Genomic DNA, 23,190 nt, shown 5'->3' with positions numbered 1-23,190 from the left:
CAGGGTGTCTGTCAAAATTTCGACAAACCCCGCCGGCACCGCGCCGCCCCGCGGGCCAACCTCAAGCCGCCATGCCCCCGTCCACCCCGGCCCCGCCCGGCCTGCACACCGCGCTGGCCAGCGACGAATGGTTCAGCGCCTGCGATCCGGCGCTGCAGGCCGAACTGCTGCGCCTGGCCCGCATGCGCCACCTGACCCACGGTGAATCGCTGTTCGCGCGCGGCGGCGAGGCCGACGGCCTGTGTGCCGTGGTCGCGGGGGCGCTGCGCATCGGGGCCCTCAACGCCGATGGCAACGCGGCGCTGCTCGCCTACCTGGAGCCCTACCAGTGGTTCGGCGAGATCTCGCTCATCGACGGACGGCCGCGCACCCACGATGCCGTGGCCGATGGCCCCGCCCAGGTGCTGGTGGTGCCGCGCGAGGCGCTGCTGGTCTGGCTCGACAGCCACCCGGCCATGTGGCGCGAACTGGCCCGGCTGGCCTGCCGCAAGCTGCGCGTGTTGTTCGTCGCGGTGGAGGAGCTGGCCCAGCTGCCGCTGGAAGAGCGCGTCTGGCGCCGGCTGCAGCTGGTGGCCCGCGGCTACGGCAGCCGCGACGCGCCGCGTCGGCGCATCCACCTGTCGCAGGAGCTGCTGGCCCAGATGCTGGGCGTGAGCCGCCAGAGCGTCAACAAGGCGCTCAAGGCGCTGGAGGCAAGTGGGCGGCTGCGGCTGCACTACGGAGAGATCGAACTGCTGGTCCCTAATGAAAATCCCGGCTCCCCGGCGCCAGCCGGCCCAGCAGCGGGTTGAGGTTTTCGAGCCGGCCGGCGATCAGGTTGCAGACCGCACCTTCGCGCTGCCAGACGCCGTGCACGCCCATCAGGCGTGAACCGGTGAGTTCGCTGCGCTGGCGTTCGCGCAGTGAGCGCCAGACGATGACCTGCACGGTGCCGGTTTCGTCTTCCAGCGTCACGAAGACCACCCCCTGCGAAGTGCCGGGCTGCTGGCGGCAGGTGACGATGCCGCAGGCGCGCACGAGGCGGCCGTCGGGTGCGGCTTGGAGTTGCTCGGCGGTCATGAATCGGCGCTGGGTCAGCCGCTCGCGCAGCAGGGCCAGCGGGTGGCGGCGCAGAGTCAGGCCGGTACTCGCGTAGTCCCAGACGATGGCTTCGCCTTCGGGCGCTTCGTCGAGGTCCAGCGTGGCTTCGTTGACCGGCGCGCGGCGCAGAAGGGCGGGCGCGGCCTGCAGGGCGGACGCGTCCCAGACTTGCTGGCGGCGGTGACCGGCCAGGCTCTGCAACGCGTCGGCAGCCGCCAGCTGCTGCAGGGTCTGTCGGTCGAGTTGCGCTCTCAGTGCGAGGTCTTCCGTGCTGACGAACGGCCGCTCCTGTCGTGCAGCGCTGATGCGCCCGGCTTCCGCTTCGGACAGCCCGCTGACCAGCCGCAAGCCCAGCCGCACCACCGGTTGCCCGGGGGCGTCGGGTGCGGGCATGTCTTCGAGCGTGCAGTCCCAGTCGCTGTGGCTCACGTCCACCGGCCGCACCACCACGCCGTGGCGCTGCGCGTCCTGCACCAGCTGGCTGGGCGTGTAGAAGCCCAGCGGCTGGCTGTTGAGCATGGCGGCCAGGAACTCGGCCGGGTGGTGGCGCTTGATCCAGCAGCTGTCGTAGACCAGCAGCGCGAAGCTGACCGCGTGGCTTTCGGGGAAGCCGTAGCTGGAGAAGCCCTTGACCTGCTCGACCACGCGCTGGGCAAATTCGAGCGGGTAGCCGTTGCGCGTCATGCCGTCGATGAGGCGGTGTTCGTAGGCGCCCAGGCCGCCGGTGCGCCGCCAGGCGCCCATGGCGCGGCGCAGACCGTCGGCCTCGCCGGGCGTGAAGTCGGCCGCGATCATGGCGATCTGCATGCACTGCTCCTGGAACACCGGCACCCCCAGGGTGCGCTCCAGCGCAGCCTCCAGCCCCTTGGGGTAATCGACCGGCTCCTTGCCCTGGCGACGCCGCAGGTACGGATGCACCGCGCCGCCCTGAATGGGACCGGGCCGCACCAGCGCGACCTCGACCACCAGGTCGTAGAAGCAGCGTGGCTTCAGGCGCGGCAGCATGGCCATCTGCGCGCGGCTTTCGATCTGGAACACGCCCACGGTGTCGGCGGCGCAGATCATGTCGAAGGTGGCCACGTCCTTGTCGGGAATGGTGTGGAGGGGCATGGGGTGCCCGCGCCGCTGGCCGATGAAATCGAGCGACTTGCGGATCGCGGTCAGCATTCCCAGCGCCAGCACATCGACCTTGAGCAGGCCCATGGCGTCGAGGTCGTCCTTGTCCCACTGGATCACCGTGCGCTCGGGCATGGACGCGTTCTCGATCGGCACCAGCCGCGCCAGCGGTCCGCTGGTCAGCACGAAGCCGCCGGTGTGCTGCGAGAGGTGGCGCGGAAAGCCCAGCAGCTGTTGGACCAGGGTGACGAACTGGCGCGCCGCCAGGCTGTCCGGATCGAGGCCGGCTTCATGCAGGCGCTCGTCGGCCAGGCCGTCTTCGTCCCACCAGCGGTGGTCGCGCGCCAGCCGATCCAGCAAGGCCTCGTCGAAACCCATGGCCTTGCCGACGTCGCGCACGGTGCTGCGCGGGCGGTAGCTGATGACGGTGGCGGTGAGTGCGGCGCGGTCGCGGCCGTACTTGCGGTAGAGGTACTGGATGACCTCTTCGCGCCGCTCGTGCTCGAAGTCCACGTCGATGTCGGGCGGCTCGTTGCGCTCTTTGGACAGGAAGCGTTCGAACAGCAGCGAGGACCGCGCCGGGTCCACCGCCGTCACGCCCAGGCAGTAGCAGACCGCGCTGTTGGCCGCCGAGCCGCGGCCCTGGCAGAGGATGCCCTGCGAACGCGCAAACGCCACGATGTCGTGCACGGTGAGGAAGTAGTGCTCGTAGCCGAGTTCGGTGATGAGGGCCAGCTCGTGTTCGATCTGCGCACGCACCTTGGGCGGCACGCCCGCCGGCCAGTGTTCGGCAGCGCCGGCTTCGGTGAGCGCGCGCAGGTGCTGCGCCGGTGTGCAGCCGGGTGGCACCACCTCGGCCGGGTACTGGTAGCGCAGCTCGTCCAGCGACCATCGCGTGCACCGTGCGGCGATGCCCAGGGTTTCCGCCAGCAGATCGGGCGGGAAGCTCTGCGCCAGCCGCACGCGGGTGCGCAGGTGCTGCTCGGCGTTGGGCGCAAGCGCAAAGCCGCAGGCCACCAGTGGCCGACCAATGCGGGTCGCGGTGAGCACGTCCTGCAGCGGCTTGCGCGAGCGCACGTGCATGTGCACGTCGCCCACCGCCACCAGCGGCACGGCCGTGAGCGCACCGGCCTCGCGCAGGCGGTGCAGGTGAATGGCGTCGTCCAGCCGGCCCAACTGCGTCACGCCCAGCCAGCAGCGGCCCAGGAAGTTGCCGAGCAGCCAGCGCGCGGTGGCATCGCACTGGTCTTGTGTGGCGCCGCGCGCTGGCACGGCGATGGCCAGGCAGTCGGCCAGGGCTGCGGGGTCGACATCGTCCAGCCTCAGCCGGTATGTGCCCTTGGCGGCCGAGCGCCGCAGCCTCGTGATGAGCTCGCAGAGGTTCCCGTAGCCGTGGAGGTTGGTGGCCAGCAGCACCAGCGTGAAATCGCCGGTGGGACCGCCACCCGCCTGGACGAGGAACTGGCTGCCCACGATGAGCGGCAGTTTGTGTTTTTTCGCGGCCACGTGCGCCCGTGCGATGCCCGCCATCGAACATTCGTCGGTGATGGCCAGTGCGGTGTAGCCCATGGCCTTGGCGCGCGCCACCAGCTCCTCGGCGTGGCTGGCACCGCGCAGGAAGCTGAAGTTGGAGCAGCACAGCAGCTCGGCGTAGTCGGGCAGGGACATCTTCATGGCCGATCCGGCGCCGGGCCGCCCCAAGCCGGATCAGCCCCCGGACCCGGGAGGCACCGGGTCCCTCCCCGGTGCTGGGGCAGCGACCCGCGCAGCGGCGGAGCGTGGGGGTTAAGCGAACACACCATGGAGATACCAGGCCGGCTCGTCGGCCAGCCTCGTCTGGAACACCCACAGCACACCCGCCAGCGGCGACTGGGCGACCCAGTAGTCGCGTACCGCGTGGCGGGTGCGGCCAGTGGCCTCGTCACGGTCCCACCAGCCCCCCTCCACTCGCTGCGGTCCCAGCAGCAGCTGCAGTTCGCCCTGGTAGAGCGGCCGGTGCTGGCGCACCAGCAGCTTCAGTGGCTGCTGCAGCATCCAGGTCGGCTGCGGCCCGGCGGGCGCCACCGGCCAGGCCTCGCGCGGCAAGACCTGCGCCGCCGGCTGCCAGCACTCCATCGCCTCGGGCCGGTGGTCCTCGCACAGCAGCGGCCGAACCACCCGGTCCTCACCCAGCCGCGCCGCCAGCCGCTCCAGCACCTGGGGCAGCGGCTCCTGGCCATGGGCTTCGTCGGGCAACCACGATGCGCTCCGGGGCGCCAGCGGCACCACCCCCTCGGCCGTCAGCCGCAGGTCGCCGACCGGGGCAGCCAGCACCACCTGCGCCAGGTGCTCGGCCAGCAGCCGCGAGAGGTGCCCCACTTCGCGCGTGGGCTCGGCAGTGCGCACCGTCAGCTGCCCGCCCTCGCCCGCGCCGCGCGACCGCATGGCGTCGTGCGCCCAGTGCAGGGTGAAGGCGGTCACGCCGCTGTGGCGTGCGGCCAGCCAGGCCGAGAGCTGCAGCAGCAGGCGGTGCGCCCCGAAGGTCAGGGTCCCCGCGTCCTCGACCCGGTGCGGCAGCTCCAGCCGGGCGTCGAACACCGCGGGCAGCATGACCCAGACATGCGTCTCGGGGGCACGGCCATAGGCCTGGTCCAGCGCCGCCAGCAAGGCCGCATCGAAACGCCGCGCCAGTCCGGCACGCGGCAGCCGGCGCAGATCGCCCAGGGTGCGACAGCCGATGCGCGCCAGGATCGGCAGGTGCGGCCGCACGGCGCTCAGGGTCGCCATCGGCAGCGCGTCCAGCACGCGCTCCAGCGGCGCCGACACGCCGTCTTCCACCCCCGCCCGCGCCAGCGCCAGCGCCGCCCGGGCGTTGGGCGCCCAGGCCAGGGCCACTGCGCCCAGTTCCTGCGCTCCGCCCCAGAGCCGCTCGCGCAGCGCCGCCCGCCCGCCGAACAGACGCAGGCTCGCCGCCACTTCCAGCAACACGGCCTCTTCGGCGACGGCGACACGGGGCGTGAACTGCAGCGCCCAGACCGCCAGCGCCTGCAGCGCCGCGTCAGTGGGGGACGGCGGGTCGTCGGTGCTCGGGCGTCGGAGCGCGGACCACAGCATGGTCGGCCTCACGGGAAACGGCCGTCTGGCCCAGGTTCAGCAGCCGGGGCGGCAGCACTGCCGACAGCCCGGCCGGCACCGCCGGCAGGTGCAGGGTGCGCGCCAGCGGCGGCCCCTTGCGCTTGATCACGTCGACCGACAAAGCCCAGCCAGCACCCGGACGCACCAGCAGGCGCAGGGATGCCGCCGAGGATTCGCGGGCTGCGACGGCCGGCCGGCACAGCCACACCGGGCCTTCGTGGTCACTGGCCAGCACCTGCAGGCGCCTCAGCTGCGCCGGCCGTGCCTGGGGCAGCCAGGCCAGCACCGCCCCGCAGCTGCCGGCCTTGACCAGCTGTTCGGTGGCCCAGAGGCGCTCGGCCGGCGTGTCGGCCTGCACCCAGACCAGCTGCCGGGCTGTCACGCCATGCGGCAGCAGGCCCGGCAGGTGCGGCAGATGCGGTGGCCCGACCAGCACCACTTCACGCCCGACGGCACAGACCCGGCCCAGCGCCGGCCCCAGCAGGCGGAACTCCAAGGTACCCGCCGGGCTCAGCAACAGCTCGGTCAGCCCGAAACCGGGCCAGCCCCCGCCCGGCAGGGCCGCGTCCAGCGCCCCGAATCCGCTGGCGCAGCTGGCCGTGACCGGCCGGCCCAGCGCGTCGCCGCGCCAGACGAGGGCGGACAGGCTGGCCGGCAGATCGCCGGACGGGCGGATGAACGGGGCAGGCATGGTGGTGGCAAGGCTCAAATACTGTTTTTATGTACAGTAAAAGAAAACGGACCGATTGTCCACCCCCGGATATCACGGTCATGGAACCATTCAATTAGCACTCGCTCATAGAGAGTGCTAACATTTCCGCAAGACCACCTGAGGAGGTTCTTCACATGTCCACCACCCTGCTCGCCCCCGCCGCCCTGCCGACCACCACGCTGGCCGTCGCCAGCCCGTGGAGCCGTTCGCTGACGCTGCCGCCGCTGGGCAATCTGGACGCGTACATCTCGGCGGTCAACCGCATGCCACTGCTGACGCTCGAAGAAGAGCAGTCGGCCGCCCGCCGCCTGCGCGATCACAACGACCTGGAAGCTGCCGGCCAACTGGTGATGTCGCACCTGCGCCTGGTGGTGTCCATCGCCCGCCAGTACCTGGGCTACGGCCTGCCGCACGGCGACCTGATCCAGGAAGGCAACGTCGGCCTGATGAAGGCCGTCAAGCGCTTCGACCCCGACCAGGGCGTGCGCCTGGTGAGTTACGCAATCCACTGGATCAAGGCCGAGATCCACGAATACATCCTGAAGAACTGGCGCATGGTCAAGGTCGCCACGACCAAAGCCCAGCGCAAGCTGTTCTTCAACCTGCGCTCGATGAAGCAGGGCTTCCGTGCCGAGGCCACCGAAGGCGACACCCACCGCGAGGCCCTGTCGGACAGCGAGATCGATGTGGTCGCGCGCGACCTCAAGGTCAAGCCCGAGGAAGTGCGCGAGATGGAAACGCGCCTGTCCGGTGGTGACGTGGTGCTCGACCCCTCGCCCGCCGACGATGGTGAAGAAACCTATGGCCCGATCGCCTGGCTGGCCGATGCCAACCACGAGCCGACTGCGATGATCGAATCGGCCCAGCGCGATGTGCTGGCCACCGAAGGCATCGCGCAGGCCATGGGCGAGCTCGACGACCGTTCGCGCCGCATCGTGACCGAACGCTGGCTCAAGGTGAACGACGACGGTTCGGGCGGCATGACGCTGCACGAACTGGCGGCCGAATACGGCGTGAGCGCCGAGCGCATCCGCCAGATCGAGGTGGCGGCCATGAAGAAGATGCGCAAGGCCCTGGCCGAATTCGCCTGAGCCGCCGGCTCAGCGCACGAGATCGATGCGGTCGATGGTCGGCCGCACGCCCAGCCGGGCCGGCAAGCCGATGGTGCCCACACCGGGCGTCACCAGCAGCTGCCCGGCCCTTGTGCCGTACAGCCCGTTCCACCAGGGCTGCAGGGAGTTGGTCTTCCGCAGGAACCAGGGCGAAAAACCGGGAATCCAGATCTGCCCACCATGAGTGTGCCCGGCCATGGAGAGGAACGCCGCGCCCTTCGGCAGCAGCGCCACGGTGTCGGGTTGGTGCACCACCACCAGCCGCCGCGATGAGTCGTTATTGAGGCCGCCTGGCCAGAGTCGCTCAATTTGCTGCTGAGGCCGCCCGCCCCACTGGTCGTCCAGCCCCACCAGCTCCCAGCCCTTCCAGGGCACAGCCTGCCCTTCGATCAGGCGTACGCCGTGCTGCGTCAGCGCTTCGCGCAGGGGCGCGGTGAGTTCCGGCCCGGGCGCCTGCACATCGTGATTGCCCAGCACGCCCCAAACCGGGTGGCGCAGGCGCGCAAGCGGTGCGAAGCCCGCACGCAGGTCCTGCGTCGGCTCGTGGGTCCAGTCGCCCGCGACGATCACCGCATCCACGTCCATCGCGTTGAGCCGGTCGACCAGGTCGTCCAGTTGCCGGTCGCGAAAGAACAGTCCCCAGTGGATGTCGGCGACCAGCGCCAACTTCAGCGGCTGTGCTTCGGCCGGAATTCCGGACAGGGTGGTGTGGCGCACGCGGATCCAGTAAGGCTCGATCCAAGACGACCACAGGCCCACCAGCACCAACAGCGCATACACCGGATGGCGCCAGCGGCGCGCGCCGCGCTCGATGCGCCAGCGCAGCCACAGGCCCACCAGCAGCGGCAGCCCCGCCAGGCGCGGCGCCCAGTAGAGCCAGAGCATGACGAAATTGCGCGCCTCCAACCGCGGCGTGTGCCAGCGGCCCGCATGGTCCCAGGCCGTGATGGCCAGCGACAGCAGCAGGGCGACGCCGAACAGCCACCAGACACGGCGGTCCAGGCGCTGCAGGTCGCTCACGGTGGGGTCAGTGCTCGCGGCGCAGCGCGGGGAACAGGATCACGTCGCGGATGCTGGGCGAATCGGTCAGCAGCATCATCAGGCGGTCGATGCCGATGCCGCAGCCACCAGCCGGTGGCATGCCATATTCCAGCGCACGGATGAAGTCGGCGTCGTAGTACATGGCCTCTTCGTCACCACCGTCCTTGGCCGCGACCTGGGCCTGGAAGCGCGCAGCCTGGTCTTCGGCGTCGTTCAGCTCGGAGAAGGCGTTGCCGAACTCGCGACCGGTGATGTAGAGCTCGAAGCGCTCGGTCACCTCGGGCCGGTCGTCGTTGGCGCGGGCCAGCGGCGAGATCTCGGTCGGGTGCTCCATGATGAAGGTCGGGTTCCAGAGCTTCTCTTCCACGGTCTCTTCGAAGTACAGCACCTGCAGGCTGGCCAGCGAGCGGGTCGAGAGCTGGTGCTTCTCTTCGCTCAAGCCCAGTTTTTTGAGCGCCGGGATCAGCCAGGCCGGGTCGTCCACACCCGCACCGGCGTCGGTGTACTTGAGGATGGCCTCGCGGATGGTCAGGCGCTCGAAGGGAGAGAACACGTCCACCGGCTGGCCGTTGTAGGTCAGCGGCGTGTCGCCGTGCACTTGCTTCACGACGTGACGGATCAGTTGCTCGTTGAAGTCCATCAGGTCCTGGTAGTTCCAGTACGCCGCGTAGAACTCCATCATGGTGAACTCGGGGTTGTGACGGACGCTGATGCCTTCGTTGCGGAAGTTGCGGTTGATCTCGAACACGCGCTCGAAACCGCCCACCAGCAGGCGCTTGAGGTACAGCTCGGGCGCGATGCGCAGGAACATCTCCTGGTCCAGCGCGTTGTGGTGCGTCTTGAACGGCTTGGCGTTGGCACCGCCCGGAATGGGGTGCAGCATGGGCGTTTCCACTTCGAGGAAGCCGTGGCTGACCATGTACTCGCGGATGCTGGACAGGGCCTTGCTACGGGTGACGAAGCGCTTGCGGGCGCCTTCGTCGGTCATCAGGTCCACGTAGCGCTGACGGTACTTGATTTCCTGGTCGTGAATGCCGTGGAACTTGTCGGGCAGCGGGCGCAGGCTCTTGGTGATCAGGCGAATCTGGTCCGCGTGGATCGACAGCTCGCCGGTGCGGGTGCGCATGAGCACCCCTTCGGCCGCGACGATGTCGCCCAGATCCCAGTGCTTGAACGCCGCCAGTTTCTCTTCGCCCACGCTGTCGGTGTTCAGGTAGAGCTGGATGCGGCCGCCACTGGGACCGAAGGACGAGTCCTGAATGGTCGCAAAACAGGCTTTGCCCATCACACGCTTGAGCATCATGCGACCCGACACACAGGCACGCACCGGGTTGGTCTCCAGCGCTTCCTTGCTCGATTCGCCGTGTGCGGCGAACAGGGCCTCGGCCGTGTCGCGTGGCTTGAAGTCGTTCGGAAACGCCACACCCTCGCCGCGCTGCTGCGCCTCGCGCAGGCCTTTGAGTTTCTCGCGCCGCTCCGCAATCAGCTGGTTGTCGTCGGCGGCGGGGATGGCGTGGGCGTGTTCGGTGGTCATGGTGTGGGACAAATAAAAACGGGCTGCGCCCAAAAAGCGCAACCCGTCATTGTAGTTTTTCGTGGAACGGTCAATGCCCGAGGTAGGCCTCGCGGACTTTCGGGTCCACCAGCAGGTCCTTGCCGGCGCCGGTCATGGTGATCAGGCCGGAGTCCATCACGTAGCCGCGGTCAGCGATCTGCAGCGCGCGCTGGGCGTTCTGCTCCACCAGCACGATGGTCACGCCCTGGGCGGAGACGTCGCGCACCACCTCGAAGATCTTGTCGACCATGATCGGCGACAGCCCCATTGAGGGTTCGTCCAGCAGCAACACCTTGGGCTGGCTCATCAGCGCGCGGGCCATCGCCAGCATCTGCTGCTCACCGCCCGACATGGTGCCGGCCAGCTGGTCCTTGCGCTCTTTCAGGCGCGGGAAGATGCCGAACATGCGCTCGATGTCGGCCTCGATGCCGGCCTTGTCGGTGCGGATGTAGGCGCCCATCAGCAAGTTCTCGGTGATGGTCATGCGGGTGAAGACGCCGCGGCCTTCCGGCACCATCGCCAGCCCCTGCTTGACCAGGTCCCAGGCCCCACGGCCCTTGATGCTCTGGCCCAGGTATTCGATGTCACCGCCTTCGAAACCCAGAGAGCCGGTGATGGCCTTCATGGTGGTGGTCTTGCCGGCACCGTTGGAGCCGATCAGGGAAATCAGTTCGCCTTCGCGCACTTCCAGGTCGACGCCCTTGACGGCCTTGATGCCGCCGTACGCCACCTTCAGGCCGCTGACTTTGAGGAGTGTGTTTGCCATATTGTTCTCGCTCTCTCTTTCAGTGGCCGCCGGTGCCCAGATACGCCTCGATCACCTTGGGATCGCTCTGCACCTCGGCCGGCGTACCGGACGAGAGCTGCTTGCCGTAGTCGAGCACGGTCACACGGTCGCACAGGCCCATCACCAGCTTCACGTCGTGTTCGATCAGCAGGATGGTGCGGTTGTCGTTGCGAATGCGGTCGATCAGCTCGCGCAGCTGCACCTTCTCGGTGGCGTTCATGCCGGCGGCCGGTTCGTCCAGCGCGATCAGTTGCGGGTCGGTGGCCAGCGCGCGGGCGATCTCCAGCCGGCGCTGGTCGCCGTAGCTCAGGGTGCGCGACTTGTAGTCGGCCAGCTTGCCGATGCCCACGTAGTCGAGCAGCTCCTTCGCGCGGGCGGTGATTTCCGCCTCTTCCTTCTTGAAGCTGGGGGTGCGCAGCACAGCACCCAAGATGCCCGAGTGGGTGCGCACGTGGCGCCCGACCATCACGTTCTCCAGCGCCGTCATTTCGGCGAACAGGCGGATGTTCTGGAAGGTGCGGGCAATGCCCGCCTTGGCCACTTCGTGCACAGCCGTCGGCGTATAGGGCTTGCCGGCCAGCTCGAAGGAGCCGCTGTCGGGCGTGTAAAGGCCGGTCAGCACGTTGAAGAAGGTGGTCTTGCCGGCGCCGTTGGGGCCAATCAGGCCATAGACCTGGCCACGCTGGATGGTGATGCCCACATCACTGAGGGCCTGCAGACCGCCAAAGCGCTTGGAGACGTTGGCGACTTTGAGAATGGTTTCGCTCATGTTCGTGTCCTCTCGCTCACTTGGCCAACGACTTGCCGTGTTCGGGCGCGGGCCAGAGTCCCTTCGGACGCAACAGCATCACCACCACCATGGCCAGCGCAATCAGCAACTGGCGCAGGATTTCAGGACCGAGGCGGCCACCGGTCAGTTCGGTCAGCGGGCCGGCCACATGGCGCAGCACCTCGGGCAGTCCAGCCAGCAGCAAGGCACCCAGGATCACGCCCGGAATGTGACCAATGCCGCCCACCACCACCATCGCCACCACCATCACCGACTCCATCAGCGAGAAGGACTCGGGCGACACGAAGCGCTGGAAGGACGAGAACAGCACACCCGACATGCCGCCAAAGGTGGCGCCCATGCCGAAGGCCAGCAACTTGAGATTGCGCGTGTTCAGGCCCATGGCCTTGGCGGCGATCTCGTCTTCGCGGATGGCCATCCAGGCGCGACCGACGCGGGAGTCCTGCAGGCGGTACGACAGGATGACCGACAGGATCACGAAGAACAGGAACAGGTAGTAATAGAGCGTCACCGGCTGAATGGTGTAGCTCCAGTCACCGATGGTCAGCGTGTGCCGCTGCCCCATGTTGAAGCCGAACACGGTGAGCGGATCGATCTGCGCGATACCCTTGGGGCCGTTGGTGATGTTCACCGGACGGTCCAGGTTGAGCATGAAGATGCGGATGATCTCGCCGAAGCCGAGCGTGATGATGGCCAGATAGTCGCCGCGCAGCTTCAGCGTCGGAGCACCGAGCAGCATACCGACCACACCGGCCACGACGGCCGCCAGGAGCATGACCAGCCAGATGTTGACGTGCAACCCGTTGGGGAACATCGCCTGGATGGCCGGGAAGGTCTCTGCCAGGTGCGGCGAGGCCAGCAGGCCGTAGAGATAGGCGCCGACCGCGAAGAATGCGATATAGCCCAGGTCCAGCAGGCCGGCGTAACCGACCACGATGTTCAGGCCCAGCGCCAGCAGCACGTATAGCAGTGCCAGGTCCACGATGCGGACCCAGGAGTTGCTGCCCGTGGCCTGCAGCAGCAGCGGCAGTACGAACAGCGCGATGGCGGCCAGGGCCCAGACCGCGAGTTTGCCGGGATTGGTCTTCGTCATGATGGTTCTCCCGGTATCAGGCGCGGTCGGCCACACGCTCACCCAGCAGGCCCGAAGGACGCAGCGTGAGCACCAGGGCCAGCACGATGAAGGCAAAGATGTCGACGTACTGGCTGCCCAGCACGCCACCGGTGAGCTGGCCCAGGTAACCGGCGCCCAGCGACTCGATCAGCCCCAGCGCGACACCGCCCACCACGGCACCGGCCAGGTTGCCGATGCCGCCCATGACCGCGGCCACGAAGGCCTTGAGGCCCGGCATGAAGCCCATGGCGTGCTGCACCGTGCCGTAGTTGGAGGCCCACATCACGCCGGCGATGGCGGCGAGCATGGCACCGATGATGAAGGTGGCGGAGATGACCACGTCGGGCTTGATGCCCATCAGCGCCGCGACCCGCGGATTCTCGGCAGTGGCCCGCATCGCGCGGCCCAGGTTGGTCTTGTTCACCAGCCACATCAGGAAGGCCAGCGTGATGGCCGTCGCGGCCAGGATCACGATCTGCGTCACCGAGATCACGGCGCCGGCAAACTCGATCGGCTCACGCGAGAGCGTCGCCGGATAGGCCTTGGGGTTGGGTTCCCAGATGATCATCGCGAAGGTCTGCAGCAGCAACGACATGCCGATGGCGGTGATCAGCGGCGCCAGCCGGGGCGAGTTGCGCAGTGGCCGGTAGGCCAGCTTCTCGATCGTGTAGTTCAGTGCCCCGCACACGACCATGGCGATCAGTGTGGCCAGCAGAAGCACCATCCAGCCGGGCAGGTCGGGCGAGGCGTTGCTCATCCAGCCGATGATGGTCCAGCTGGTCAACGCGCCGACCATGAGCACGTCACCGTGCGCAAAGTTGATGAGTCCGATGATGCCGTACACCATCGTGTACCCCAGCGCCACCAGCGCATACATACTGCCCAGAACCAGACCATTGATGATCTGCTGCAGCAAAACGTCCATGAAGTTTTCTCCGTGTTTTTGACAGGCCGGGACACCAGACCGGGAAATCCGATCCCGCGCCGTTGTGCAGCGCGGGGCCCCGTGTTCAGACCCGCTTCAACTTAGCAAAAAACCCGCCAGGCCAGACCTTGAAACAGGGCAGACGGCGGGTTGGAGGCGGATTGTAGCCAAGGGTTACCTGGCACCTGATGCGGGCGAGCCCTGATTCCGCGCGGGTTTTCCCTCGGTTTTGGCGGTCGGAATGCGCTGCATCAGCGCATCAGGCCCGTCATTAGTTTTTTTGATCGTTGAGCCGCTTGAGCTCCCGCAACTTATCTCCAATTCGGATTTCCAGCCCCCGGTCGACCGGCCGGTAGAACTGCGTGCCAGCCATGCCGTCGGGCAGATAGGTCTCGCCGGCCGCAAAACCGCCCGCCTCGTCGTGAGCGTAGCGGTAGCCCTTGCCGTAGTCCAGGTCCTTCATCAGCTTCGTGGGTGCATTGCGCAGGTGCATGGGCACGGGGCGGCTGCCGTCTTTCTTGACAAAGGCCTTGGCCTCGTTGAAGGCCTTGTAGACCGCATTGGACTTGGGCGCCACGGCCAGGTAGACCACACACTCGGCCAGCGCCAACTCGCCCTCGGGTGAGCCCAAGCGCTCGTAGACCTCGGCCGCGTCCAGCGCAAGGCGCAGCGCGCGCGGATCCGCCAGACCGATGTCCTCGGCCGCCATGCGGATCAGCCGGCGCGCCATGTAGCGCGGATCTGCACCACCATCGAGCATGCGCACGAACCAGTACAGCGACGCATCCGGATCGGAGCCGCGCACGCTTTTGTGCAGCGCGCTGATGGTGTCGTAGAACTGCTCGCCCCCCTTGTCGTAGCGGCGCATGCGCTCACCCAGCACACGCAACAGCCAGGCATCGGTCACCTGTTCCAGCTTCTCGCGCTGGGCGGCCACCGCCAAGGTTTCCAGGGTGTTCAGCAGACGCCTCGCATCACCATCAGCGTAGGCGATCAGACGGTCCTCGGCTGCCTTTTCAATGGAGGGCACCGCACCGATGTCCTGCGCACGTGTCACCAATTGGCGCAGCTCGTCCTCGCCCAGCGGCTGCAGCACGTACACCGCCGCACGAGACAACAACGCGGAATTGACTTCGAACGAGGGGTTCTCGGTGGTGGCCCCGATGAAGGTGAACAGACCACTCTCGACATGCGGCAGAAACGCATCCTGCTGGCTCTTGTTGAAGCGGTGCACCTCATCGACGAAGACAATGGTGCGCTGTGCATGCAGGCCATCGCGGGCCGCCTCGGCACGCTCCACGGCCTCGCGTATGTCTTTCACACCGCCCAGCACCGCGCTGATGGTGATGAACTGGGCATCAAAGGCATCAGCCATCAGCCGAGCGATGGTGGTCTTGCCCACTCCCGGCGGCCCCCAGAGGATGCAGCTGTGTGGCTGGCCGGACTCGAAGGCCAGGCGCAGCGCCATACCCTCTCCCAGCAGGTGCTGCTGACCGATCACCTCGCCCAGCGTGCGCGGGCGCAGGCGCTCGGCCAGCGGTTGGTGAGCGGCGGTGACCACGCGACTCAGGGACGGATGACGTCGGCGCCGGCCGGGGGCTGGAAGCGGAAGCGCTCGGGCTTGATCGCCACATTGCCTTGCCATTGTGCAAAGCTCAGCACCGATCGCTGGCCAAGTCCGTCGACGATTTCCAGCACCGCCAGCTGCCCCTGCCGGAATCCGACCTTCACGCTCTGCAACTGCCCATCCTTCGCCCTGGGCTGGGCATCGACCCATTCCATCCCGTCCCTGGCCGCGCCGGCCTTGAGGTCGAACGCGTCGGACAGTCCCTTGAGGTCGGTGCCCGAGGCAATCAGCGCAGCCGGCGTGCTGCCGAGTGCGTCCTGCTGCTTGCGCGCGGTGACCTGGTTGAGGTCCACGTCGTACAGCCACAGCGTCTGGCCGTCGGCCACGATGGTCTGCTCGAACGGCTTGGTGTACTCGAAACGGAAACGCCCCGGGCGCTGGAACTCGAAGCGGCCGCTGGACGTCTTGCTGCGCGCCGTGGCTTCGCCCTCGCGTTTGGGCGAGGTCACCACCTGAGTGAAGTTGGCCTGCGCACTCTTGACCTCGCGCAGAAAGGTTTCGAGATCTTGCAGACCATCTGCATGGGCCAACGACGCCGCCAGGGACAGTGCGATGGCAAAAAAGGTTCTGTGGTTCATGAGCGTATGGGAGCTGTCAGCCCCACAAAGGTTTCCGTGCGAGCGTCAGTCGCCGCGCGGAGCCACCAGGATGTCGCGCTGGCCACTGCTGGTGAGCGCGCTCACCAGACCGGCGTTCTCCATGTCTTCCAGCAGGCGGGCGGCGCGGTTGTAGCCGATCTTGAGCTTGCGCTGTACGTAGGAGATGCTGGCCTTGCGGTCCTGCAGCACGATGGCCACGGCTTGGTCGTACAGCGGGTCCTTCTCGCCGCCCTCGCCCCCACCTTCGCCGAAGATGTCACCGCCTTCACCGTCGCCAGCAGCGGCCTCCAGCACACCATCGATGTAGTTGGGCTCGCCGTACTGCTCCTTGAGGTAGGAGGCCACACGGTGCACCTCGTCGTCGCTAACGAAGGCACCGTGCACGCGGATCGGAAAACCCGTGCCCGAGGGCATGTAGAGCATGTCACCCATGCCCAGCAGACTCTCGGCACCCATCTGGTCCAGGATGGTGCGGCTGTCGATCTTGCTGCTGACCTGGAAGGAAATGCGGGTCGGGATGTTGGCCTTGATCAGGCCGGTGATCACGTCCACGCTGGGTCGCTGCGTCGCCAGGATCAGGTGGATGCCTGCCGCGCGCGCCTTCTGCGCCAGACGGGCGATCAGCTCCTCGATCTTCTTGCCCACCACCATCATCAGGTCGGCCAGCTCGTCGATCACCACCACGATGTGCGGCAGGCGCTCCAGCGGCTCGGGCTGCTCGGGCGTCAAGCTGAAGGGGTTGCCGATGTGTTCGCCCCGCGCCTTGGCCTCGTCGATCTTGGCGTTGAAGCCGGCCAGGTTGCGCACGCCCATCTTGCTCATGAGCTTGTAGCGCTTCTCCATCTCGGCCACGCACCAGTTCAGGCCGTTGGCCGCCTGCTTCATGTCGGTCACCACCGGGCACAGCAGGTGCGGAATGCCCTCGTAGACGCTCAGTTCCAGCATCTTGGGGTCGATCAGCAGCAGGCGCACGTCCTTGGCGTCGGCCTTGTAGAGCAGCGACAGGATCATGGCGTTGATGCCCACCGACTTGCCCGAACCGGTGGTCCCTGCCACCAGGCAGTGGGGCATCTTGGCCAGGTCGGCCACCACCGGCAGACCGGCGATGTCCTTGCCCAGGCCCATGGTCAGCAGACTCCTGGCGTCGTTGTAGACCTGCGATCCGAGGATCTCGCTGAGCTTGATGGTCTGGCGCTTGGCGTTGGGCAGCTCCAGCGCCATCAGGTTCTTGCCTGGGATGGTCTCGATCACGCGGATCGACACCAGCGACAGCGAGCGCGCCAGGTCACGACTGAGGTTGACGATCTGTGAGCCCTTGACGCCCGTGGCCGGCTCGATCTCATAGCGCGTGATCACCGGCCCCGGCGCCGCCGCCACCACCCGCACCTCGACGCCAAAGTCCTTGAGCTTCTTCTCGATCAGGCGGCTGGTCATCTCCAGCGTCTGGGCGTCCACCCCTTGCTGATGGGACGGCGCGCTGTCGAGCAGGTCCACCTGCGGCAGCTTGCTGTCGGGCATCTCGGTGAACAGCGGCTTCTGACGCTCCTTGGCCACACGCTCACTCTTGGGCACCTCGACCCGCGCCGGTTCGATGACCACCGGCGTCGGGTGCTGCTCCTCAATCACGTCGCGCTCCACCTGTACCACCACCTCGCGCTCGCGCGCCGCCTGCTCGCCGATGCGCTGGTCCTCCACGGCTTCACGCCTTTCCCGCCGGGACTGAAACCACTCGTCGAACTGGGCACCCAGCCGCTCGGCCCAATGCCCCCACGAAAACCGGAACACTCGGGGCGCACTCACAACCATCAGGGCCAGCGCGACCAGCGCCGAACCGGTGAACCCCAGCCAGCGCACACCCAATGGGCCCAGCAGGTGGCCCAGAACCCCCCCGCCGTGTCCCGGGAGCAGGGTTTCGAACCGGTACAAGCGGCTCCATTCCAGCGACACACTGCCGACCATCAGCGTCAACAGCGCAAGCCCGTAGAGCGTGCGCTGAACAGCAGGGTTGCGCCAGAAGGTGGATGCATCAGCTTCGGCCGACTCGGCCCGCTCCGCATCCGCCCCCCGCAAGCGTTTGGCCAAGGCCGACAGCCAGACACGCCACCCCGCCAGCAAAAGCCACCAGACCGAGAAGCCGAACAGGTAGTAGCTGGCGTCGGACAACCAGGCTCCCAGCTGCCCACCCCAGTTGCGAACATCACCTTCGTTGCCCGTGGTGCTCCAGGCAGGATCATTCAGGCTGTGGCTGAGCAGAGCGATCAGCCAGAACCCGAGCACTGCGGCCCCCAGCACCAGGGCCAGCTCATGGGCGAACCGGGACACGCCACTCGCAGGGGGATTCGCCCGGTCGGCGTTGAGCGTGTTGATGGAATACGTCATAAACCTCGACAGATTGCGGCAACGAGCTTACCGCACAGGGTTGCCCCATCCGCGTGGCCGCAGACTGGCAATGTGACCAGTCGTGAGTCGACAAAACGAGTGGGCGAGAAGATCAGCCCAGCGATGTCAGTCGGTCCTTGATGATGGTGCTGCCGTCCTCACCCACCTCGATGAAGCCCCGATCTTCCAAATCCTTCATGACCCGGCTGACCATTTCACGCGATGCGCCGATCATCTTGGCCACATCCTGGCGCGAGACCCGTTCGCGGATGACCAGACGACCATCCTTGTCCGGCGCCGCAAATTCGAGCAGGGCCCGGGCCACTCGCCCATACACGTCCATCAGCGCCAGGGACTCGATCTTGCGGTCGGCGTGCCGCAAGCGCAGCACCAGGCCCTTCATCACGGCGTAGGCCATCGACGTATTCTCGGGCAGGCAACGCGCGAATTCCACCCGGCCGAGAATCAGCACATCGGTCTGAACCTCGGCGCGCACCGTTGCCGAATGGGGCTGGTTGTCGATCAGGCTCATCTCACCCACATAGTCCCCCGGGTTCATGGTCGCCAGAATCACCTCCCGCCCCCTCGAATCGGTGGTGACCACCCGGGCGCGCCCCGTGAGCACGATGGCCAGAAAGTTCGACTTCTTGCCCTGCTCCACGATCACCTCTCCGCGCTTGTATCGCCGCTTGACCACGGCTTCAGCGACGGATTCGGCCTGGGCCTGCGTGAGCGTCGAGAACAGAGGAACCCGACGGATCAGATCCAGATTGGAAAGGATGGCCATGTCTAAAACCTTTGCGTTGAATGCGCCCAAAGCGCGTTTCATACAATGCCGATCATCCTCAGCGCTGCGGTGTGACCGCCGGACACAGCGTCCCTGAGCACACCCACCGACTCTAAACCACTTGCCCTGAAGATCGATGGGGCCGTCGAAATGAAGCATACGAAAGTTCTTATTCTTGGATCCGGCCCCGCCGGATACACCGCGGCGGTGTATGCAGCCCGCGCCAACCTGGCACCCGTTCTGATCACCGGCATTGCACAGGGCGGTCAGCTCATGACCACCACCGAAGTCGACAACTGGCCCGCGGACGTGCACGGCGTACAAGGGCCGGAGCTGATGCAACGCTTCCTGGAGCACGCCGAGCGCTTCAAGACCGAGATCGTTTTCGATCACATCAACGCTGTCGACCTGTCCAAGCGTCCGTTCGTCCTCACCGGCGACAGCGGCCAATACAGCTGCGACACCCTGATCATCGCCACCGGCGCATCGGCCCGCTACCTGGGCCTGCCCTCCGAGGAAGCCTTCATGGGCAAAGGGGTAAGTGCATGCGCCACCTGCGACGGGTTCTTCTATCGAGGCCAGGAAGTGGCCGTGGTCGGCGGCGGCAACACCGCCGTCGAAGAAGCCCTGTACCTGTCCAACATCGCCAGCAAGGTCACCCTGGTGCACCGACGCGACAGCTTCAGGGCCGAAGCCATCATGATCGACAAGCTGATGGACAAGGTGAAGGAAGGCCGCATCGAACTCAAGCTGCACAGCGTGCTTGACGAGGTACTGGGCGATGCCAGCGGTGTGACCGGTGTGCGGCTGAAAAACGTGCAAGACGGCAGCACCGAGAAAGTCGCCGTCAAGGGCTGCTTCATCGCCATCGGACACAGCCCGAATACCGAAATCTTCAAGGGCCAGCTGGAAATGAAGGACGGCTACCTGATCACCCGCATGGGCAACAACGGCATGGCCACCATGACCAGCGTGCCCGGCGTCTTCGCCGCAGGTGACGTACAGGACCACATCTACCGCCAGGCCATCACCAGCGCCGGCACGGGCTGCATGGCCGCTCTGGATGCCCAGCGCTTCCTCGAACAGCACGAAGGCTGATCCAGCACCAACGACCGGCCGTAGGCGGATCAGCCGCCTCGGGCTATAATGCGTGGCTTTGCTGCGATTGGGCCGTTTCGGCTGCGCGTTGCAAATTCAGGGTTACCGCCACCCTTTTCCTGGCGAGGTGAGGCCCCTACCGCACGGGTAGCGGCCGTTTGATGAAATCGGAGTGTCCTCATGGCACGCGTCTGCGACGTCACGGGCAAGAAGCCCATGGTCGGGAACAATGTTTCCCACGCCAACAACAAAACCAAGCGCCGGTTCCTGCCGAACCTGCAATACCGCCGTTTCTGGGTCGAGAGCGAGAACCGCTGGGTTCGTCTGCGCGTGTCGGGTGCTGCCCTGCGCCTGATCGACAAGAATGGCATCGACGCTGTGCTCGCCGACCTGCGCGCACGTGGCCAGGCTTAAGGAGTAACCGACCATGGCAACCAAAGGCGCACGCGAGAAGATCAAGCTGGAATCCACCGCTGGAACCGGCCACTTCTACACCACCACCAAGAACAAGAAGACCACGCCCGAGAAGATGCTGATCAAGAAATTTGATCCGAAGGCTCGCAAGCACGTGGACTACAAGGAAATCAAGCTGAAGTGATTCAGTCCTGATTCCGGGTTCGACCCAACAAAAAAGCCGCTGTTTCTACAGCGGCTTTTTTGTTGCCCGCACCACGGATGTGGCGCGAGTTGCTCGACTCCGTCAAGCGCGTGCGGAGCGCAGCTGGATCGAAAAATCGCGCAGGGCGGCGATACCGCTCTCTTCGGCACGGCGGCACCAGGCCTGCAAGTCGGCCGCGAGTTGTTCACGCGTGGCGTTCGTACCGGTCCAGAGCGAGCGCAGCTCTTCCCTCATGGTGACCATCTTGTCCAGCACGGGGTGCTCGGCACGGGCCTGTGCCAGCTGAGGCTTCACCGCCGCCGGTACCTTGTCGTCGTCGCGGTGCAGCCAGCGGCGGGCCGCCTCCAGTGCGGACACATCGCCGCTGCGGCTCTTGAGCGCCTCGACCTCGCGCTGACAGGCCACACGCAGTTCGCGGGCATAGCCGGCCATGACCTCGTAGCGATTGGCAATGATCGCCTCCAGGGTCTTTTCGTCCGCCACCGGCTTGACGGCACCGAAGGCCATCTTGGGCGGCAGCTTTTTCACTGAGGCCAGCCCGAATGTCTTGAGGATGGTGATGTACATCCAGCCGATGTCGAACTCGTAGGGCTTGACCGACAGCTTGGCCGAGGTCGGGTAGGTGTGGTGGTTGTTGTGCAGCTCTTCGCCGCCAATGATGATGCCCCAGGGCGATACGTTGGTGCTGGCATCGGCCGCCTCGAAGTTGCGGTAACCCCACCAGTGACCGATGCCGTTGATGATGCCGGCGGCGGTAACGGGAATCCACGCCATCTGGATCGCCCAGACCGTCAGACCCAGTGCACCGAAGAGCGCCACGTCGATGATCAGCATCAGGCTCACGCCCAGCCGAGAGCGGCCGGTGTAGATGTTGCGTTCGACCCAGTCGTCCGGGGTGTTGTGGCCATAGCGGGCCAGGGTCTCCTGGTTCTTGGCCTCGGCGCGGTACAGCTCGCTGCCCTCGAAGAACACCTTCTTGATGCCGAAAACAACGGGGCTGTGCGGATCGCCTTCGTGCTCGCATTTCGCGTGGTGCTTGCGGTGGATGGCGGTCCACTCCTTGGTGACCATGCCGGTCGTCATCCACAGCCAGAAGCGGAAGAAGTGGGAGGCGATCGGGTGCAGGTCCAGCGAGCGGTGCGCGGAATGACGGTGCAGGTAGATCGTGACACTGGCGATGGTGATGTGCGTCATCACCAGCGCCGCAATGATGGCTTGCCACCAGGTGGCCTGGGTGAGGCCATCGGCCAGAAACTGAATCAGCCCGTCCCAGAGATGGGACAGGAGGCCGTAATCGGAAGAAAACATTGATTTCCTATGTGCGCGCCCGGCGTAACAACATGAAGTTCCCGCTGCGGGCGCCTGGCGGGATAGCCTTCGATTTTACCGGCGGGGGTGAAATTCCCCAAGTTGAGCATCACGATGTGAAATCAACACAAGTCGTATCAGCCTTTTTTCTGCCATGCCGCGGCAAAGAAGCCGTCCGCGCTGTGCCGGTGCGGCCACAGCCTCATGTGCCGCCCATCCGGACTGCACAGGGAGGCGGCCTCCGCGACCTGGGCTGAGGCAAGCATATCGACCACCGACAGAGGCTCGAATTCGGGATGAGCCAACCCGAAGGCATTCGCCACGGCTTCGTTCTCCTGAGGCAGCAGGCTGCAGGTCGCGTAGACCAGCCGCCCACCGGGTTTGAGCAGGCGGGCCGCGCTGGCCAAAATGCGCTGCTGCAACTCGGCCTGCGCCGCCACGGTCTCGGGCGTCTGGCGCCATTTCAGGTCCGGGCTGCGGCGCAGCGTCCCAAGACCAGAACAAGGCGCGTCGACCAGCACCCTGTCCATCTTCCCGGACAGCCGCTTGATGCGCTCGTCACGCTCGTGGGCAATCGCCACCGGATGCACATTCGACAGACCGCTGCGCGCCAGTCGCGGCTTGATGGCATCGAGTCGGTGGGCCGAGGTGTCGAAGGCATAAAGGCGACCCGTGTTCTTCATGGACGCACCGATCGCCAGCGTCTTGCCTCCGGCGCCTGCGCAGAAGTCGGCCACCATCTCCCCGCGCTTGGCCCCGAGCAACAGGGCCAGAAGCTGCGAGCCCTCGTCCTGCACCTCCACCTCGCCCGCAGTGAACAGAGGCAGCTTGGCCAGATTGGGCTTGCCCTCCAGCCGGATGCCCAGTGGTGAGTGGGGCGTCGGCTGGGCGGGCCATCCGGCGCTGCGGATACCGGCCAATGCCACATCGCGCTTTTGCTTGAGGGCATTCACCCGCAGGTCAAGAGGTGCCGGGCGCAGCAGGCTCGCGGCCAGGACATCGAATTCCTCGCCCACCTGCTCACGAAGCTCCTGTGCCAACCACTCGGGCAGGTTGTGGCGGTGCGGCGTCAGGAGTTGCTCATCGCCCACCTTCAGGCAAGCATCCCACCAGTCTTTTTCCGCGTCTGTCAGCGCGCTCTTGAGGAAGTCGCGTTCCCCGGGGAACCCCAGGATGGCCAGTCGCCGCCACTTCGACCCGCTGCCGGAGCGCGCCAGCCACTCGTACTTCAGACGCTCGCGCAATACGGCGAACACGGTGTCCGACAACGTGGCCCGTTCGCGCGGGCCGAGCGACTTGTTTTCGCGGAAATGGCGCGCGACGATGGCATCGGCCGGATGGTCGAACTTGAAGACTTTCTCGATCAGGCTGGCGCTTTCGTCCAGAAGGGCTTTGGGGTGCATCCCGGTATTGTCCCACCGGGGATA

The 23,190-nt window shown here is 66.4% G+C and carries 20 protein-coding genes; 5 read left to right on the top strand and 15 right to left on the bottom strand.

From position 1 onward, the window contains the following. The first annotated feature begins 71 nt into the window (after window positions 1-71). The gene (locus ACFOPI_RS15245) at window positions 72-791 is read left to right on the top strand and encodes a Crp/Fnr family transcriptional regulator (RefSeq protein WP_382175428.1); all 720 of its coding nucleotides are present in this window, start codon (window positions 72-74) and stop codon (window positions 789-791) included. On the opposite strand, the gene ACFOPI_RS15240 is transcribed toward ACFOPI_RS15245, so the two are convergent. From ACFOPI_RS15240 to imuA, 3 genes are all read right to left on the bottom strand, one after another. After that, complete coding sequence (locus ACFOPI_RS15240; RefSeq protein ID WP_382175425.1) at window positions 742-3,870, bottom strand: error-prone DNA polymerase; 3,129 nt, start codon at window positions 3,868-3,870, stop codon at window positions 742-744. The two genes, ACFOPI_RS15245 and ACFOPI_RS15240, sit on opposite strands and share 50 nt — an antisense overlap. 111 nt (window positions 3,871-3,981) lie before the next feature. After that, entirely contained in the window at window positions 3,982-5,289 is a 1,308-nt protein-coding gene (locus ACFOPI_RS15235; protein WP_382175423.1) for a Y-family DNA polymerase, read from the bottom strand. Continuing rightward, window positions 5,234-6,019, bottom strand: a complete 786-nt coding sequence (gene imuA, locus ACFOPI_RS15230; protein WP_382175420.1) for a translesion DNA synthesis-associated protein ImuA — start codon at window positions 6,017-6,019, stop codon at window positions 5,234-5,236. Before imuA ends, ACFOPI_RS15235 begins: the two co-directional genes overlap by 56 nt. Window positions 6,020-6,156: 137 nt before the next feature. Between imuA and rpoH the strand changes: the two genes are divergently transcribed. Next, a complete protein-coding gene (gene rpoH, locus ACFOPI_RS15225) occupies window positions 6,157-7,113 on the top strand; it encodes an RNA polymerase sigma factor RpoH (RefSeq protein WP_382175417.1) in 957 nt (318 codons plus the stop codon). 9 nt (window positions 7,114-7,122) lie between these two features. Here the strand turns inward: rpoH and ACFOPI_RS15220 are convergent, their stop codons facing one another. From ACFOPI_RS15220 to ACFOPI_RS15175, 10 genes are all read right to left on the bottom strand, one after another. Continuing rightward, a complete protein-coding gene (locus ACFOPI_RS15220; protein WP_382175414.1) occupies window positions 7,123-8,154 on the bottom strand; it encodes a metallophosphoesterase in 1,032 nt (343 codons plus the stop codon). Window positions 8,155-8,161: 7 nt separating this feature from the next. Next, a complete protein-coding gene (gene lysS / locus ACFOPI_RS15215; RefSeq protein ID WP_382175412.1) occupies window positions 8,162-9,709 on the bottom strand; it encodes a lysine--tRNA ligase in 1,548 nt (515 codons plus the stop codon). 70 nt (window positions 9,710-9,779) lie between these two features. Continuing rightward, entirely contained in the window at window positions 9,780-10,496 is a 717-nt protein-coding gene (locus ACFOPI_RS15210; protein ID WP_066153253.1) for an ABC transporter ATP-binding protein, read from the bottom strand. Window positions 10,497-10,515: 19 nt separating this feature from the next. Beyond that, complete coding sequence (locus tag ACFOPI_RS15205; RefSeq protein ID WP_382175409.1) at window positions 10,516-11,286, bottom strand: ABC transporter ATP-binding protein; 771 nt, start codon at window positions 11,284-11,286, stop codon at window positions 10,516-10,518. Between the two features lie 16 nt (window positions 11,287-11,302). Beyond that, window positions 11,303-12,400: a branched-chain amino acid ABC transporter permease gene (locus tag ACFOPI_RS15200; RefSeq protein WP_382175406.1), complete on the bottom strand. Its 1,098-nt coding sequence runs from the start codon at window positions 12,398-12,400 to the stop codon at window positions 11,303-11,305. A 16-nt stretch (window positions 12,401-12,416) separates the two neighbouring features. Next, window positions 12,417-13,346, bottom strand: coding sequence for a branched-chain amino acid ABC transporter permease (locus tag ACFOPI_RS15195; protein WP_382175403.1), 930 nt, complete (start codon window positions 13,344-13,346; stop codon window positions 12,417-12,419). Between the two features lie 271 nt (window positions 13,347-13,617). Beyond that, window positions 13,618-14,907, bottom strand: coding sequence for a replication-associated recombination protein A (locus tag ACFOPI_RS15190; RefSeq protein ID WP_382175400.1), 1,290 nt, complete (start codon window positions 14,905-14,907; stop codon window positions 13,618-13,620). 5 nt (window positions 14,908-14,912) lie between these two features. Next, window positions 14,913-15,551: an outer membrane lipoprotein chaperone LolA gene (gene lolA / locus ACFOPI_RS15185; protein WP_382175397.1), complete on the bottom strand. Its 639-nt coding sequence runs from the start codon at window positions 15,549-15,551 to the stop codon at window positions 14,913-14,915. Window positions 15,552-15,596: 45 nt separating this feature from the next. Next, complete coding sequence (locus ACFOPI_RS15180) at window positions 15,597-17,951, bottom strand: DNA translocase FtsK (protein WP_382175395.1); 2,355 nt, start codon at window positions 17,949-17,951, stop codon at window positions 15,597-15,599. Window positions 17,952-18,063: 112 nt separating this feature from the next. After that, complete coding sequence (locus ACFOPI_RS15175) at window positions 18,064-18,738, bottom strand: Crp/Fnr family transcriptional regulator (protein WP_066260605.1); 675 nt, start codon at window positions 18,736-18,738, stop codon at window positions 18,064-18,066. 150 nt (window positions 18,739-18,888) lie between these two features. Here ACFOPI_RS15175 and trxB point away from each other — a divergent pair, with 150 nt between their 5' ends. The 3 genes from trxB (at window position 18,889) to rpmG (ending at window position 20,434) form a co-directional block, all read left to right on the top strand. Then, window positions 18,889-19,836 (top strand): thioredoxin-disulfide reductase, encoded by a 948-nt coding sequence (gene trxB, locus ACFOPI_RS15170; RefSeq protein ID WP_382175392.1) that lies wholly within the window; start codon window positions 18,889-18,891, stop codon window positions 19,834-19,836. A gap of 180 nt (window positions 19,837-20,016) precedes the next feature. Beyond that, window positions 20,017-20,250 (top strand): 50S ribosomal protein L28, encoded by a 234-nt coding sequence (gene rpmB, locus ACFOPI_RS15165; protein WP_056269541.1) that lies wholly within the window; start codon window positions 20,017-20,019, stop codon window positions 20,248-20,250. Window positions 20,251-20,263: 13 nt separating this feature from the next. Further along, window positions 20,264-20,434: a 50S ribosomal protein L33 gene (gene rpmG, locus ACFOPI_RS15160; RefSeq protein WP_056269543.1), complete on the top strand. Its 171-nt coding sequence runs from the start codon at window positions 20,264-20,266 to the stop codon at window positions 20,432-20,434. A gap of 102 nt (window positions 20,435-20,536) precedes the next feature. On the opposite strand, the gene ACFOPI_RS15155 is transcribed toward rpmG, so the two are convergent. Next, a complete protein-coding gene (locus ACFOPI_RS15155) occupies window positions 20,537-21,763 on the bottom strand; it encodes a DesA family fatty acid desaturase (RefSeq protein WP_382175389.1) in 1,227 nt (408 codons plus the stop codon). A 137-nt stretch (window positions 21,764-21,900) separates the two neighbouring features. Beyond that, window positions 21,901-23,166, bottom strand: a complete 1,266-nt coding sequence (locus ACFOPI_RS15150) for an RsmB/NOP family class I SAM-dependent RNA methyltransferase (protein WP_382177184.1) — start codon at window positions 23,164-23,166, stop codon at window positions 21,901-21,903. Between the last annotated feature and the right edge of the window lie 24 nt (window positions 23,167-23,190).

The organism is Hydrogenophaga luteola (assembly GCF_042648585.1).
GTDB classification, from domain to species: Bacteria; Pseudomonadota; Gammaproteobacteria; order Burkholderiales; family Burkholderiaceae_C; genus Hydrogenophaga; species Hydrogenophaga luteola.
Note: the sequence above shows the minus strand (reverse complement) of the source record. Positions and strands in the feature narration are given on the sequence as shown.